The 14,587-nt window shown below is 71.7% G+C and carries 11 protein-coding genes; 6 read left to right on the top strand and 5 right to left on the bottom strand.

The genetic code is table 11. The features are described from left to right. Window positions 1-58: 58 nt before the first annotated feature. On the top strand, window positions 59-2,089 hold the full coding sequence (locus K2F47_RS10795) for a SpoIIE family protein phosphatase (protein ID WP_242902734.1): 2,031 nt from the start codon (window positions 59-61) through the stop codon (window positions 2,087-2,089). Here the strand turns inward: K2F47_RS10795 and K2F47_RS10790 are convergent, their stop codons facing one another. Continuing rightward, a complete protein-coding gene (locus tag K2F47_RS10790; protein ID WP_242902733.1) occupies window positions 2,090-2,857 on the bottom strand; it encodes a hypothetical protein in 768 nt (255 codons plus the stop codon). 293 nt (window positions 2,858-3,150) lie between these two features. Between K2F47_RS10790 and K2F47_RS10785 the strand changes: the two genes are divergently transcribed. Continuing rightward, the gene (locus tag K2F47_RS10785) at window positions 3,151-4,152 is read left to right on the top strand and encodes a DUF5753 domain-containing protein (RefSeq protein WP_242902732.1); all 1,002 of its coding nucleotides are present in this window, start codon (window positions 3,151-3,153) and stop codon (window positions 4,150-4,152) included. Window positions 4,153-4,220: 68 nt separating this feature from the next. Continuing rightward, window positions 4,221-5,051, top strand: coding sequence for an SAM-dependent methyltransferase (locus tag K2F47_RS10780; protein WP_242902731.1), 831 nt, complete (start codon window positions 4,221-4,223; stop codon window positions 5,049-5,051). Window positions 5,052-5,064: 13 nt separating this feature from the next. Here K2F47_RS10780 and K2F47_RS10775 read toward each other — a convergent pair whose 3' ends face one another. Next, on the bottom strand, window positions 5,065-5,931 hold the full coding sequence (locus K2F47_RS10775) for a helix-turn-helix transcriptional regulator (RefSeq protein ID WP_242902730.1): 867 nt from the start codon (window positions 5,929-5,931) through the stop codon (window positions 5,065-5,067). Between the two features lie 100 nt (window positions 5,932-6,031). Between K2F47_RS10775 and K2F47_RS10770 the strand changes: the two genes are divergently transcribed. Next, a complete protein-coding gene (locus K2F47_RS10770; protein WP_242902729.1) occupies window positions 6,032-6,796 on the top strand; it encodes an SDR family oxidoreductase in 765 nt (254 codons plus the stop codon). Window positions 6,797-6,812: 16 nt separating this feature from the next. Here K2F47_RS10770 and K2F47_RS10765 read toward each other — a convergent pair whose 3' ends face one another. Continuing rightward, window positions 6,813-7,325: a MarR family winged helix-turn-helix transcriptional regulator gene (locus tag K2F47_RS10765; RefSeq protein WP_242902728.1), complete on the bottom strand. Its 513-nt coding sequence runs from the start codon at window positions 7,323-7,325 to the stop codon at window positions 6,813-6,815. A 93-nt stretch (window positions 7,326-7,418) separates the two neighbouring features. Here K2F47_RS10765 and K2F47_RS10760 point away from each other — a divergent pair, with 93 nt between their 5' ends. Beyond that, entirely contained in the window at window positions 7,419-8,615 is a 1,197-nt protein-coding gene (locus tag K2F47_RS10760) for an FAD-dependent monooxygenase (protein WP_242902727.1), read from the top strand. 5 nt (window positions 8,616-8,620) lie between these two features. Here the strand turns inward: K2F47_RS10760 and K2F47_RS10755 are convergent, their stop codons facing one another. Together K2F47_RS10755 and K2F47_RS10750 are read right to left on the bottom strand one after the other, a co-directional pair. Continuing rightward, the gene (locus tag K2F47_RS10755; RefSeq protein WP_242902726.1) at window positions 8,621-10,399 is read right to left on the bottom strand and encodes a hypothetical protein; all 1,779 of its coding nucleotides are present in this window, start codon (window positions 10,397-10,399) and stop codon (window positions 8,621-8,623) included. After that, window positions 10,396-13,149, bottom strand: coding sequence for a hypothetical protein (locus K2F47_RS10750; RefSeq protein WP_242902725.1), 2,754 nt, complete (start codon window positions 13,147-13,149; stop codon window positions 10,396-10,398). The genes K2F47_RS10755 and K2F47_RS10750 overlap by 4 nt, the downstream gene beginning before the upstream one ends. Window positions 13,150-13,377: 228 nt before the next feature. Here K2F47_RS10750 and K2F47_RS10745 point away from each other — a divergent pair, with 228 nt between their 5' ends. After that, the gene (locus tag K2F47_RS10745) at window positions 13,378-14,577 is read left to right on the top strand and encodes an MFS transporter (RefSeq protein WP_242902724.1); all 1,200 of its coding nucleotides are present in this window, start codon (window positions 13,378-13,380) and stop codon (window positions 14,575-14,577) included. Window positions 14,578-14,587: the final 10 nt, after the last annotated feature.

Genomic DNA, 14,587 nt, shown 5'->3' with positions numbered 1-14,587 from the left:
TACTGGGTTTCCTCCCGGGTAGGCGGAGTGCAGGGGTCCGCAGGTCAGGAGGGGACGCATGGAGGGCGCCCGTGGCGGCGGCCTGACGTTGGAGGTCTTCGATCTCGCGCCGGTCGGGGTGGCGGTGACGAGCGGCGGTGACCACCGGCTCGTCTACGCGAACCCGGCGTACCGGGCGAGCTTCGGGGACCGGCCGCTCGGACGGCCGATGCGGGAGACCTTCGACGACCTGCTCCAGCGCGACTACTTCGACCTGCTCGACCGCGTGCTCGCCACCGGGGAGGCGGTCAGCCGCGCCGACATGCCGCTGAGCCTGACCTATCCGGACGCCGGACGCGAGGAGCGCTTCTTCTCCTTCAGCCTCTCCAGGATCACCGAGGAGCCCGGGGTGCTGATCGTCACCATCGACGTCACCAAGCGGGTGACGACGGAGATGCGGGCGGGGCAGGCGGCCGAGACGCAGCGGCGCATGCTGCGCCGGTTCCAGAGCCTCGTCCGGGTGAGCGCGGAGATCGTGTGGGTGACGGGGCCGGAGGGCACGCCGATCGAGCCGAGCCCCGGATGGGAGCGGGTGACCGGGCAGACCTGGGAGGAGTTCCGCGGGATGGGCTGGGTGCGGGCCCTGCACCCCGACGATCAGGAGCCGACCGTGCGGTCGTGGGCCGAGGCGCGCCGGTTCTCGCGGCCGTGGCGGCACGTCTACCGGCTCCGGACGCCGAAGGGCGAGTACCGGCACTTCGAGGTGAACGCCGCGCCCGTCTACGAGGACGGCGTGGTGCTGGAGTGGGTCGGCACCTGCGGCGACGTCGAGCAGAAGTGGCTCCAGCGGCACCGCCGGGAGGTGCTCGACCGGGCCGCCGCCGCGACCTCCGAGCACTCCGACCTCGGGGACATGCTCCGCGCGCTCGCGGACGTGCTCGTCCCGGCGCTCGCCGACGGCTGCGGCGTGCACCTGCTGCCGGACTTCACCGACCGTCCCGTGGGCAGCCCGGTCATCGCGCAGCGCATCGCGACCGGGGCGCGGGAGGGGCTGCCGCGGCTGCCGCCGGGCGGCGAGGAGTCGTTCCCGGCCGACAGCGGCTTCATTCGGGCGATCGAGCGGCGGCGGCCCGTGTACCGGACGTTCGAGCCGGGGCGGCCCCCGGCCGACCTGGTGCCCGAGGGCACGGCGGGCTGGCTGGCGCGGGCGGGCGCCAACAGCGTCGTGCTGCTGCCCGTGACCGTGGACGGGGAGGTCGCGGCCGTGGTGACCGCCGCGGCCTGCGGTGACCGTCCGCCGATCAGCCCGGAGGACGTCGTGCTGATCGGGCGGATGTTCGACCACGCGCACGACGCGTTGAGCAGCGCCCTGCGCTACCACCGGACGCAGCGGGTCGCGCTGGCGCTCCAGCACGGGCTGCTGGCCGAGCCGCCGGACGTCCCGGGGCTGGACATCGTCGCCCGGTACCGGGCGAGCCCGGCGGCGGCGGAGGTGGGCGGCGACTGGTACGACTCGTTCCTGCTCCCCGGCGGCGGGACGGCCCTCGCGATCGGCGACGTCGCCGGGCACGACCTGTCGGCGGCGGTCGCGATGAGCCAGCTCAGGAACATGCTGCGGGCCCTCGCGGTCGACCGCGGGGAGGCGCCGGGGGACGTCCTGCGGCGGCTGTGCATAGCGATGGAGACGCTGGCGCCCGAGAGCACGGCCACCTGCGCGCTCGCGCGGGTCGACTGCGCCGAGCCGAACGGGTGGCGCCTCACCTACGCGGTGGCCGGTCATCCGCCTCCGCTGCTGGTCACCGGCGACGGCGCGGTCCGGCTGCTGGAGGACGCGGGGAATCCGCTGCTCGGCCTGTTCGTGGACCAGCCCTACCGCAGCGCCGTCGAGCCGCTGCCGCCCCGCTGCACGCTGTTCCTCTACACCGACGGGCTGATCGAGCAGCCCGGCGAGCACCTCGACCGGGGGCTGGAGCGGCTCACCCGCCAGGCGTCCCGGCTCGCCGCCGAACCGCTGCCGCAGTTCTGCGACGGCATCCTGGAGGGCCTGCCCATCACCGGCATCGACGACATCGCGACCATCGCCCTCCGCGTCCCGGACGACGGGTCGTGATCAGCCGCAGCGCGGCGGGAGCCAGAGCCAGGCGCGGGTGCGGGTCTCCTTCACGTTGACCCGGATCGGACGGTAGGCGTCGTGGTCGAGGCGTCCGCCCCGGTGCCCGGCCTCGCGGAACAGCGAGTCGCTGACGATCACGCCGAGGTCGGCGCTCGGCGTCGCGGCCATCGCGCGCCGGAACGCGGGGGCCTCCAGGTGGCGGAACAGGTCGACCGGCGCGCGCCCGACGACGCCGTGCGCGTCGTGGTCGACGTGCCCGTAGTGGACGGCGGCGCGCAGCCGCAGCCGCAGGCCGGGGTCTGCGTGCCGGTTCACGCTCCGCAGGTGGGCGGCCAGGTCGTGGGCGAAGGGGTCCAGCAGGTCGCAGGGGTCGGCGTCGCCGGGGGCGACGATGAACGCGCCGTCGCCGCGGTCCTCGTGGTGGCAGTCCGACAGCGCGAGGCCGGTGCCGCCGAGGGCGCGTTCGACCTGCGTGTACATGGTCTCGCGCAGCCTGATCTGGACGCGGGTGTCGCGTCCGGGGGCGCCGAACGCGACGATGTCGACGGCGACCAGCGCTTGGTGCGTGGGACGCGCCTGCGGGAGGGAGTCCTCGTCGAGCTGGTCGTCGGCCCAGAAGTCCTCCAGCTCCCGCGCGCTGAGCCGCTCGACGGGAACGTGCCGCAGCCTCCGTCCGGTCCGGGCCGCCCAGACCACGAACAGCGCCCGCGCCGCCTCACGCCACAGGGGGTCGTCCTCGTCGAAGATCGGTAGTGAACGCGGCATCGGTCGATATTCCCCTCCGGGCGGATCGGCCTTACTCGTCCGATCCTCCTCATACGAACGAGCGTATGGGGGCGTCTGGAGCAACCTCGGACAAAGAAGAACGCGATACGGGCCGCGAGGCCAAATTGGATCATGACTTAATAGTCATAAACCGAGCCACATTCGGGTAACTCCGGACGAAGCCACCCGCCACAGCACTTTGTGTCGATTTATCCACAGTTGCCCGCTCTATGCGATCACGCTGTACTGTAGCGCCACGCCCCGGTCGTCGAGATCGTCAGAAAGAGGCGCCAATGCCGGATGAGCGAAAGCGCGTCGTCGAAGCGTTTTCCCGCAAGCTGGACGCGGCTTACCACAGGGCCGCCATAGGCAGTTACGACGAGCTGGCGAAGAAGCTGGAGGAGATCGGGGCGGCCGACGCCGGCGCCGCCAGGCGCAGGACCCATCTGAGCCGCACGTCCGCGTGGGCGATACTCCAGGGCAGGCGCGAGCGCATCCCGTCCTGGGACAAGGTCTCCCTGCTCGTGCGCGTGTTCCAAGCCGCGGCGGTCGACCGGGGCATCCCCGCCGAGATGATCGGGACGCTGGCCGAATGGAAGGCCCGCCACGAGGCGGCCATGAACGAGTACCGCCTGGCCGCGGCGCCGGTCCCGGTAGTTCCGGCGCTCACCCGGGGCTGCCTCCCCGGCGACCCGCCGACCTGGTGGCAGCCCTACGCCGATATCGTCCCGCGCTGGTTCGAGGGCTATCTGAACCACGAGTTCCTGTCCGACCGGATCACCTGCTACGAGCCGCTCTACGTGCCCGGCTTGCTCCAGACGCGCCGGTACGCGGCCGAGATCATCGCGCTCACCCACGGGCACGAGCCCGAGGAGCGGCTCGACCGGCGCGTCGAGCTGCGGATGCGGCGGCAGCGGCACCTGGAGCGCGGCGACGGGCGGCCGCACATGTGGGCGATCATCAACGAGGGCGCGCTGCGGGACGCGCCGGTCCGACCGGCGACGATACGGGGGCAGATCCGGCACCTGCTCCGGCTCGGGCCGCATGTCAGCGTGCAGATCCTGCCCGCCTCCCACCCCGCGCACGACGCGGCCGACGGGCCGATCACCATCCTGCGCTTCGCCTCCCTCAAGCTCGGCGACCTCGTCTTCCTCGAGGAGGACGACGGCGCGCTGTATCCCTCGGACGAGGAGGACCGCGCCTACTACCAGAAGGCGGTCAACAAACTGGGCCTCGCGGCGCTGCGGCCCGAACCGTCCAAGGCGCTGCTGCGCGGTATCGAGAACGACATCTGAACACTCGGGGCGGGAGTTGCCCGCGTCCCCGGGAAAACTCACTATGGACGGTGACCCGGGGAGGAAACGTGGACAGCGAAGAAGAGTTCTTCAGCAAGGCGGCGGAGGAGCACGCCGCCGGTATCGACACCTCCGTCCCGCACTCGGCGCGGATATGGAACTACTGGCTCGGCGGCAAGGACAATTTCCCCGTCGACCGCGCGGCGGGGGACCAGTACGTCCAGACTTTCCCCGGCATCATCGATATCGCGCGTCTCACCCGTTACTTCCTTAAACGCGCGATCGCCTTCATGGCGGACGACGCGGAGCTCGACCAGTTCCTCGACGTCGGCACCGGACTGCCCAGCGTCGACAACACCCACGAGGTGGCCCAGCGGCTGGTGCCGGGCGCCCGCGTCGTCTACGTCGACAACGACCCGCTCGTGCTGCTGCACGCGCACATCCTGCTCACCGGCACGCCGGAGGGGGCCACCGACTACGTCGAGGCCGACATGCACAGCCCGGACGCGATCCTGGAGGGCGCCGAACGCACCCTCGACCTGACGCGGCCCTTGGGGCTGACGCTGATGGGCGTCCTCGGCCATATCTGGAACGACGACGAGGCCGCATCGATTGTCGCGCGGCTGATGGACGGCCTCGCCCCCGGAAGCCACCTCGCCATCGCGGACGGTTCCAACAACATCTCCACCGAGTTCTCCAGGGCGCAGCACGACTATGACGAGGGCGGCTCCGTCCCCTACAAACTGCGGTCGGCCGACCAGGTCCGCCGGTTCTTCTCGGGGCTGGAGCTGGTGGAACCCGGGCTCGTCCCGTGCCTGGAATGGCGTCCCGAGGTCGCCCCCGTGGCGGAACCGCCCACCGTCCAGCCGCTGGTGGGAATCGCACGCAAGAACGGCTGACGCGCAAAAACGGCTAGTGCGTTTCCTGGGGGGCGGCGGGGCCGTCCGCGAAACGGTTCCGGCCCAGCACCGAGAGCAGCCGCAGCTTCTCGTGGCCCTCGCTGCGCGGCGGGGCGGTGAGCACGAGCAGGATCTGCGACTGGTCCTCGGTGAACAGCGACTGGCAGTCCAGCTCGATCTCCCCCAGTTCGGGGTGGACGAGCGTCTTGCGCGCCTCGAACCGCTTGGCGACCTCGTGCCGCTCCCACAGGTCGGAGAACTCCGCGCTCTCCTTCTGCAACGCGCGGACGAGATCACCCGCCCGCGACCGCGCCCCCATCGACCCGTAGGCGACCCGCAGGTTCGCGACCTGCGAGCGGCTGTGCCGGTCGTGGTCGCGCTCGGGGTAGACCCGCCGCGACGCGGGGTCGGTGAACCAGAGGTAGGTCGAGCTGCGGGCGAGGCCCTTGCGCGACGGCCGGTCGCCGAACAGCGCGTCGGCCAGCCGGTTCTGGACGAGCGCCTCCCCGAGGTTCGACAGGATGAGCGCCGGGGTGTCGTCGAGGCGGTCCATCACCCGCAGCAGCCCGGGCGCGACGTGCGTCGCGGCCGTCACCGCGTCGGGCGCGCTGTGCCCCGCCACCCGGAACAGGTAGTCGCGCTCGTCGCCGGTCAGCCGCAGCGCGCGGGCCAGCGAGGCGAGCATCTGCTCGCTCGGTTGCGGGCCGCGCCGCTGTTCGAGCCGCGTGTAGTAGTCGGTCGACATCACGGCGAGGGACGCGACCTCCTCGCGCCGCAGTCCCTGGGTGCGGCGGCGCGGGCCCGGGTTGAACCCGACGTCCTCGGGACGCAGCGCCTCCCGGCGCCGCCGCAGGAAGTCGGCCATCGCTGCTCGGTCCATGCGATCCATTATCCGCGGGCCTCCCGGCTGAACCAGGGAGCGCGAATCCCCCGATGAGCGCTCTCTGCCTCCACCACCGGCCCGTGGCGAGACTCGCCCCATGGACATCTCCGGAAACACCGTCTTCGTCCCCGGCTCCACCAGCGGGATCGGCCTCGCGCTCGCCCTCGAACTGCACGCGGCGGGCAACACCGTCATCGTCGGCGGACGCCGCGCCGCCGCGCTGGAGCGGATCGCCGCCGACCATCCCGGCATCGACACCGTCCAGATCGACACGGCGGACGCGGCGAGCGTCGAGGCCGCCGCGAAGCACGTGCTCGCGCGGCACCCGGACCTGAACGTCCTGGTCGCGATGGCGGGGATCATGCGCGTCGAGGACTGGCGCTCCCCCGCGGGGTTCCTCGCCGACGCCGAGGCCGTCGTGACCACCAACGTGCTCGGCCCGATCAGGCTCATCGGCGCGTTCGTCGAGCATCTTCAGACGCGTCCGGACGCGACGATCGTCACCGTCTCCTCGGGCCTGGCGTTCGCGCCGCTCCGGGCGACGCCCAGCTACAACGCGTCCAAGGCCGCGATCCACATGCTGAGCGAGTCGCTGCGGCTGCAACTCGCGGGCACCTCCGTGAAGGTGGTCGAGCTGGTGCCGCCGTCCGTCCGGACCGGGCTGCTGCCCGGCCAGGAGACCAGCGACTTCGCGATGCCGCTGGAGGAGTTCGTGGCGGAGGTCATGACGCTGCTGCGGACGCGTCCCGACGCGAAGGAGATCCAGGTCGAGCGGGTGAAGTTCCTGCGCTACGGCGAGGCGCGCGGCGACTACGACCACGTGGTCGCCGCGCTCAACGCGGCCGACCCGCACGGCAAGTAGCGTCAGGCGGCGTCGGTCAGGTCGCGTCGTCGTCGAGCGTCGCCAGGTGGACGGTGAGGTCGTCGACGAACCGTCCGAGGAGGCGTTCGAAGGCGCGGCGGTCCTCCTCCGGCCAGCCCGCGAGCGCCTCCCCGAACCAGCCGAAGACGGCGCGCAGGTAGCGGTCGGTCAGCTCCTGGCCCTGCGCGGTCGGCTCGACCAGGCGGGCGCGCTGGTCGTCGGGGTCGGTGACGCGGCGGACGAGCCCGCGCCGCTCCAGCTCGTTCACCTGCCGCGTGACGTGCGGCCCGACGACCTGCATACGCGCGGCGATCTCCCCGATGCGCAGCGGCGCGTCCGCCACATGCAGGACGAGCAGCGCCGTCATCGCCGGACGGTCCACCGCGATCCCCGCGGCCTCGATCGCGCGCTCGGTCAGCCGTCCGCGGTTGAGCGCGTTGCTGAGCTGGGCCAGGCGCGGGATGAGTTCGCGCAGGTAGAGGTCATGTCCGGCGCCGTCGCCTCCCGCCTCGGGGTCCCGGGTGTCCATCGTCACTCCCATACATACCTAAGTTAGGTATATGGTAGCCCCGACCGCATAAAGATACCTAAGGTAGGTATCTAGTACGAGGAGGCACCCCCGATGAACTCGACCGCACGCCGCAGGGCCCTCGTGTCCGGGGCCAGCATCGCCGGACCCGTGATCGCCCACTGGCTCGCCCGCCACGGCTGGGCCGTCACGGTCGTGGAGAAGGCCCCGACGATCCGCGACGGCGGCTACCCCGTCGACATCCGGGGGCCCGCGCTGGACGTCGTCCGGCGGATGGGGCTGCTCGAACGGCTGGAGGCCGTCCAGGTCGACGCCCGCCAGGGCACCTTCCTGGACGCGGACGGACGGACGATCGCCACCGTCGACATGAGCGACGTCGTCGGCGACGTGCGCGGCCGCGACCTTGAGATCCCCCGGGGCGCGCTGGCCGCCATCCTGCACGACGCGATCCCCGACGGCGTCGAGCTGATCTTCGGCGACTCCATCGCCGCCCTGGACGACCACGACGGCGGCGTCAACGTGACGTTCACCGGCGGGACGCGGCGCACGTTCGACGTCGTCATCGGCGCCGACGGCATCCACTCCCACACGCGGCGGCTGGCGTTCGGGCCCGAGGAGCGGTTCCACCGGCATCTCGGCTGGTCGTTCGCCGGTTTCAGCTCGTCCAACGAACTCGGCCTCGCCCACGAGAGCGTGGTCTGGAACACGCCGGGCCGGATGGCCGGGCTCTACGCGCCCGGCGACGGCGACCGCGTGTTCGTGATCCTCGGCTTCAGCTCGCCCTCGCCCGTCGCCCATCGGGAGCCGGACGCGCAGCGGCGCCTCGTCGCCGACACGTTCGCCGGTCACGGCTGGCGCGTCCCGGGGCTGATCGAGGCCATGCACGCGGCCGACGACCTGTTCTACGACTCCGTCGGCCAGATCCACATGCCGCGCTGGTCCAGCGGACGCGTCGCGCTGGTCGGCGACGCCGCCTACGCGCCCTCGTTCCTCTCCGGGCAGGGCACCGGCATCGCACTGATCGGCGCGTACGTCCTCGCGCACGAGCTGGCCACGCGGGCTTCCCATGTCGAGGCGTTCGAGGCGTACGAGAGCGGGCTCCGGACGTTCGTGGAGACGAACCAGAAGGTCGCCGACGTCTCCCGCCCGTTCCTCAACCCCGCGACCGAGGAGGAGTTGGCGCGCCGCGACCAGACCTTGCGCGACCCGTCGAGCATCCCGTCGGGCGCGGCGGTGCGCGGCGCGAACGACTCCTACGTCCTCCCCGACTACCCCGTGCCCGTTCAGTAGGGAGGTCAGGGGCCGAGGCATTCCTCCAGGAACGCGCGACTGCCCGGGTTCTGCGGCTCCACCGCGAACACGTCCCCGCCGTAGGCGGCGACCTCGTGCTGCCAGGCCGCGTAGCGGTTGTCCTCCTTCGCGGCCTGCTCGCGGACGTCCTTGCGGACGACGTCGGGTTCCTGGTCCCACTCGGCGAGCACGTACTGGCGCCAGGACGGTCTGCTGAACGGCGGCGCTGCCCAGAAATCGGCATAGTCACCGCGCGGCAGCATCGTCACCTCGGCACCGGCGGCGCGCAGCGCGGCCATCGTCGCCTGCGGCGGGCCGCCGGTGTAGGGCGAGTGCACGATCATCGCCCGCATCCGGCGTCCCGCCCGGGCGGCCTGGCGCGCCGCGTTGACCAGCCCCTTCTCGTGCCCGGCGAGCCGTCCGTCGTCGAGGGAGACCATCCGGGCCACGTCGGCGGGGTTGGCCGCGACCGCCTTGCTCGCGGCCGCGCCGCCCAGGCTGTACCCGGCGATCCACAGCAGCGGGTCGAGGGCGAACGCGGGCGACGCGCCGCCGAGCGACGCGCCGCCGAGCGACATGGGCGCGATGCCGCCGCGTCCGGCCATCGCCTGGTTCCGGCCGCCGACCGCGCCGCGCGCCGCGAGCAGGTGCAGCGCCTGCTCGACGCGCGCGGACAGACCGGGCGCGAGCGCGGCGGCGTACGCCGGGTCGAGCCCGCGCGCGGTGGGCCATGGCAGGAACAGCACGCGCTGTTCCTTTGCCTCGGTCAGCAGCCTGGCCGCCGACCGCGCGAGGTTGTCCTCCACGCCGATCGGGAGCGAGGGAAGCCGGTCGCTGGGTCTCGGAAACGGTTCCCCGGGTTTGTGGAAGGCCGAGGCGAAGTCGTACAGCTCGGGTGAACGCGGGCTGTAGTGGACGATGCTCGCGGCCTGCTGCCGGTTGCGTCCGCGCAACAGGTAATGCGCGAGCTGCTCCATTCCGCGCTTGGCGTGGGTCTTGTCGCTGAGCCCGGACTTGTCGGTGGACGAATAGTCATAGGCGCTGGCCACCGGACGGAACAGAACCGCGCCGCCCAGCCTCGTCTGCGGCGGCAGCTCCTTTCCCGCCGACGGCGGGACGACGGCGAACCACACCAGCGGCGCGCCCCAGGTGCTGGCCAGAACGCGCAGGCCGTCCGGGCGTCCGGCGCAGGCGGGATCGAGGTACCAGGGACAGAAGTCCCAGCTGGAAACGCCTTTCCCGGGCGGCACGGTGGTGTCCTGGAAATGCAGGTCCCACCAGAGCGCGGTGACGTCGAGGAAGTCGGCGCGGACGCGCGGCTGCCCGCGTCCGTCGGTGGTCAGCAGCGGGTGGCGGCCGGTGAACAGCGACGTCCCGCCGGCGTGCACGAACGGCTTGCGCCCCGGTACCGTCCCCGGCCCGCCGGACGGGCGCAGATCCACATGGAACCGGGTCAGCGCATGCTCGACGAACGCGACGGCCCCATTAGGCGAGACGCGCAACAACTGCACGACTTCCAGCGACCGGCACTGCTTGCCGTTGACGACCGTGTCGATGGTGAATTCCAGCCGCAGCGGAGTATCGGCGGGAACGTCGAACGTCACCGCCGTGTCGCCCAACTCGACCGCGAGCGACGGCAGGCCGCTGCCCGGGGTGTGCCAGGGAACGCCCGCCGGGAGGTCGCTGAAAACGTCCAGCGAAACCGCCCCGTCTGGCTTTCCGGCGGGCGCGCGGCGGTCGAGGAGGAAGTGCGCCTTGTCGGCCCACGCCACCCGCAGCCTCACAGCTGCTGGCCGGTCTTCGGGTCGTACTCGACCTCGACCGCGACGACCTGGTCGGTGGGCAGCACCTCGATCCACTGGTCGAAGACCTGGTACGGCAGCGCGGGACGGAAACCGCCGTCGAGCGGGTCGAAGCCCGTCTCGAAGACCTTTTCCGTCGCCAGTGTCACCGTCAGATCGCGGTTCTTGGCCTCCAGTTCCTTGGCGAGCAGCGTGAGGACCTCGCCGACCTTCTTGCCCCGGTACTCCTCCGGGTCGCCGGTCTGCCACGGGTAGGGGCGGCCGAGCCCCGCCTCCCCCTCGACGTTCGCCTTCGCGAGCCAGGCGAGCGCCTCCAGTTCGTGCCGCGGCCGGACCGGCAGCACCGCCTTCACCCACGCCGCGTTCAGGAACTCGTTGCGGCGCTCGTCGCCGTCGGCCTGGATCAGCCAGCCGAGCGAGCTGCCCATCGGCGCGGGCTGGGTGCCCTCGGTGATCAGGTAGTTGACCCGCCACTCCTTCTGCTGCGTGGGCGTGGGCGGCGGCGTGGGCGGCTCGCCGGGGGCGGGCGGCGGGGGCGCCGACGGCGGCGTCTTGTCGAAACCGGTGTGGGAGTACCAGCTCAGCACGGTCTCCCCGGCCAGCGGATCGGCGGCGGTGGTCGTCCAGACCGGCTGGGGCACCGGGTAGCGGCCGGAGGTGTCGGGCCCGGCCGGGTCGGACACGTAGTCGGGCCGCCAGAAGTCGGGCGCGACGAAGTACAGCATCTGGTCGACGTCGAAGATCTGCCGGATGATCTCCGACTCCAGATGCGGGTCGGACGGGATCAGCCGGAGCTGCTTGATGAGGCTCGCGAACACCGCCTGCCGCTCCTCCTCGCGCAGCTCGGCGGCGGGCCGCGGCCGGATCCCGCTGACGAGGCCGAGCCGGGTGCGCACGGCTTCCCCGTACGCCTTGCGCTGCAACTCGGCGACCTGCTCGTCGTAGAGCTTCTTCGCCGCGTCGTACTCCCGCTGCGCGGGATCGACGTTGGGCGGGTTCCAGGTCAGCGAGTGGACGAGCGTGACCGCGCCGGTGCCGCCGAAGCTGACATGGTCGCATTTGATCGTGATCGCGGCGGGGTCGGTGCCGTCGATGCTGTAGTGCGCGTCGAACGCCGTGTCGGAGCCGTTCGCGGACTTGCACGAGATGAACCTGATCAGCGCCGTGTTCGGGTCGAGGGTGTAGCCGGGCGCGGGCGGGCTCGGCTTGACCTGGAGGTTGCCGACGATGTACTCGTCCTCCTCGCCGCGTCCCATCCGTCCGGTGTTCTCGTCGATGCGGCTCCAGAAGGCGTCGTTGTGCGGCGGGTTGTTGTTGGCGATCGGGAACATCTGAATGTTGAACACGCAGGTGTAGTTCACCTCCTTGCGCTCCAACCTGGGCGGCTTCACCGGCTCGCGCAGCGACGTGAGGTCCGGGGCCGGGACGACGTGCACCAGCTCGCCAAGGCCGAGCAGCCGTCCGGGCGCGACGACGGCCCGGGGCGGCACGCCCGGCGCCGGGGGCCTCGCGGTGCCCGCGCCGAGGAACACCTGCCAGCTCAGCTGCGTGCCGATGTGCTGGACCTGCACCCCGACCTTGCGCATCTTGCGGCGCAGCTCGTAGTTGAGCAGCTTGCTCGTCGTGTTCTGGACGACATAGCGGCGGCTCGTGGTGTCGGTCGTCTCGGTGACGGTCTTGAACGTCGTCCGGAAGTTCCGCTTGATCTCGCTGCTGACCTTGGAGCTCTGCGTCCGGGTGTGCTTGTGCGTCTCCTCCGACGACCGCTTGGTGGTGTTCTCGGTGCTGAAGCTCGCGCTCGCGTCGGCGTGGTAGATCCCGGCGAACTTCCCGCCCGCGCTGACGCTCGCGCCGAGCTTGGTGTCGTTGGCGTTCTCCTCCTTGACCGCGTCGGCCACATCATCCTGCGAGGTCAGGCTCTCCTCGGACCGGCGGGTCGACTCCTCGGACTGCTCGGCCGTCCGCTCGACCAGCGTGCGGCGGGTGCTGGTCTCCACGACCTCGACCGTCCCGCCCGGGCTGAGCCACAGGTGCCCGGCGGGCGGGCCGAGGAACGTGTCGAACTCGAAGAAGTACTGCCGGAACAGGTTGACCAGCCCGACCGGCGACAGGATGCCGTCCGTGGGCGGGTCCTGCGCGGCCAGCTCCGCGAGCGCCGGATGGGTGAGGTCGCGCGCGGCGTCCCCGGCGAAGGCCGCCCTCTCCATCCGCGGTTCGAGGCCGAGCGCGGTCGCGACCCGCAGCGAGGCGTCGTTGCCGAACCACCCGGCCAGCGGCTGGTACACGCCGAAGACCTCGCTCGCGTAGGGCAGCGTCCCGGCGAACTCCCCGACCGGCCTGCCGCTCCCCGTGCCGGACGCGCGCGCCGGCGAGGCCATCGTCTGGACGTTGTCGGGCGTCCCCCCGGCGGCCGTCGCGAACGGCTGGACCGCCCACGGCCGCCCGCCCTGCGCGGTCACCACGAACAGCTCCCGGTCGGCCTGGCCGGGCGGCGCGACGAACGCGATCGTCTGCTGGCCGCCGCCGGGGGCGATCGTCCGCCCGGCGTACTGCCTGCTGATCGCGGCGGAGCGCTCCAGGAACATGCCGCGCAGCGCGGGCACGGTCGGGTAGGACGCGGGGTCGCGAACGTCCACGTCCGCGGGGAGCGCGATCGCGATCCGCTGCCCCGGGATCAGGTCCGGCGGGCTCCCCGCCACCGTGTACGACCACACCTGGAGGGACGAATCCACACCCGGCACACCTAACGGCGCCTTACCGGCGAACGTGACCACCAACGCCATCGCGAACCCCCTGCCCGCTCCCGCGACCCGCCACCGGGGCGCCTGGCACGCACCGTAGCGCGATGATCACGCTTATCAGGGGGCCGCGTCCGCTCCCGGCCAGAACCCCCTCGACAACGCGGCACGATCTTGCTCCACTTACCGTGGGCGGCTTGATCATCACGAGGGAGCCGAATCGTGGCCAGGGGGCTGTGGAGAAACAGGGACTTCCGAATCTTCCTCACCGCGCAAACGCTTTCCGCGGTCGGCGACGCCTTCTCGTTCGTGGCGATTCCGCTGCTGGTGCTGCGGACGACGGGGTCGCTCGTCCAGATGGGCGCGGTCACCGCACTGGTCGGCGCGTCGTCCATTCTGACCGGCCTGTTCGCCGGATACCTGGCCGACCGCGTGAACCGGCGCGCGCTCCTGATCACCTGCGATCTCGCCCGCTGCCTTCTCTACGGGCTGATCCCGCTGGTCTGGCTCTTCTCGCCGCAGGTATGGCTGCTCTACGCGGTCGTACCCCTCGCCGGGGCCTTCGCGATGCAGTTCCAGGTCACCTACGTCACGGTGGTGCCCGGCCTGGTCGATGACCACCAGATAATCGAGGCGAACGGCCACCTCTATTCGGCGTACTCCGTCGCCGGTGTCGGCGGGCCGCTGCTCGCCGGAATCGTGTCCGCCCTGGTAGGACCGGCGACGGCGATAGCGGTCGACGCGGGCAGTTTCGCACTCTCGGCCGCCGGGCTGGCACTGGTCAAATTCCGGCCGACGGCCCCCGTGCCGTCGAACGACGCTCCTTGGAGAGACTTTCTCGCGGGAGCCGAATTCCTCTGGCGCCACCCCGTACTGCGCACGCTGACGGCCCTGCTGGCGCTGCTCATCTTCATCACCTACGGGCTGACCGACCTCATCATCTACTACCTCAAGCACGACCTCGGGCATTCCGACCGGACCGTCGGCTACGTCCTGGCCGCCGCGACCCTGGGCTCACTCCTGGCCGCGATGGTCGTCGCGTCCGCTCGCCGCCGCCTCGGCTTCGCCGCCTGCTGGATCGGCTCCTGGGCCCTGTGCGGCACCGCGATCGCCTTTCTGGGAATGGCGCCCGGCGTCCTCCTGGTCGGCGCCCTCGCGGTCGTCCAGCTGTTCGCCACCGGAATCGCGGGAATCTGCTCGATGTCCTTCCGCCAGGAGGTCACCCCCGACCACCTCCTCGGCCGCGTCACCGCCTCCTTCTGGACGATCCACAACACCCTCGGCCCGCTGGGCGTCGCCCTCCTCACCGGCGCGGCCGCCCGCTACGGCGTCATGGCCGCCTGCCTGGCCGCCGGAACCGCCTGCACGCTGGTCGCCGTCTCGGCGCTGGCGACCCCGATCCGCCGGCTGCGCCCCGCCTGAGGTGGCGCTC

Origin of the sequence: Actinomadura terrae (assembly GCF_022751215.1) — a bacterium.
GTDB lineage: Bacteria > Actinomycetota > Actinomycetes > Streptosporangiales > Streptosporangiaceae > Spirillospora > Spirillospora terrae.
Note: the sequence above shows the minus strand (reverse complement) of the source record. Positions and strands in the feature narration are given on the sequence as shown.

Excerpts from the sequence above, each read along its gene's own strand:
- K2F47_RS10795 (WP_242902734.1), top strand. The coding sequence starts at position 59 with ATGGAGGGCGCCCGTGGCGGCGGCCTGACGTTGGAGGTCTTCGATCTC.
- K2F47_RS10790 (WP_242902733.1), bottom strand. The coding sequence starts at position 2,857 with ATGCCGCGTTCACTACCGATCTTCGACGAGGACGACCCCCTGTGGCGT.
- K2F47_RS10785 (WP_242902732.1), top strand. The coding sequence starts at position 3,151 with ATGCCGGATGAGCGAAAGCGCGTCGTCGAAGCGTTTTCCCGCAAGCTG.
- K2F47_RS10775 (WP_242902730.1), bottom strand. The coding sequence starts at position 5,931 with ATGGACCGAGCAGCGATGGCCGACTTCCTGCGGCGGCGCCGGGAGGCG.
- K2F47_RS10770 (WP_242902729.1), top strand. The coding sequence starts at position 6,032 with ATGGACATCTCCGGAAACACCGTCTTCGTCCCCGGCTCCACCAGCGGG.
- K2F47_RS10765 (WP_242902728.1), bottom strand. The coding sequence starts at position 7,325 with ATGGACACCCGGGACCCCGAGGCGGGAGGCGACGGCGCCGGACATGAC.
- K2F47_RS10760 (WP_242902727.1), top strand. The coding sequence starts at position 7,419 with ATGAACTCGACCGCACGCCGCAGGGCCCTCGTGTCCGGGGCCAGCATC.